This is a genomic window from Streptomyces sp. SID3212 (genome assembly GCF_009865405.1).
Lineage (GTDB): Bacteria > Actinomycetota > Actinomycetes > Streptomycetales > Streptomycetaceae > Streptomyces.
In genome coordinates this window covers 1-312 of the sequence record NZ_WWJY01000098.1, presented here as the reverse complement: position 1 = coordinate 312, position 312 = coordinate 1, and the positions used below count along the sequence as shown (strand labels likewise).

Below are 312 nucleotides of genomic sequence, written 5' to 3'. Positions count from 1 at the left end.
GACGGCGCGGACACGGCGGTCCTCGAAGCCGGCGATCTGGCAGAAGCCGCCCAGGGCCGAAGCGACACCTTCCCGGCCGGGGCCGGCGACGACGCAGGCGAGGTCCACCGGACCGTTCTCCCGGTCGGCGACGATCGCGCGCACGGCCGCGAAGACGGGGTCGAGGGCGTGTTCCGCGGCCTCGGCCGCGACGTCGGCCAGGAGGACGACGCGGCGCGGCGGCTTCCCTGTCCGGCGTCGGGCCGCCCACAGTCCGGCCCAGGCGGCCGTGTCGGTCGGATCGCCGATGCGCACCGCGCCTTCGGGCAGCGC

At 77.6% G+C, this 312-nt stretch carries 1 protein-coding gene; it reads right to left on the bottom strand.

Features of this window, described 5'->3' with window-relative positions:
• Positions 1-312 (bottom strand): hypothetical protein (locus GT042_RS02885; RefSeq protein ID WP_161307114.1); only part of this gene is annotated, 312 nt, incomplete at both ends.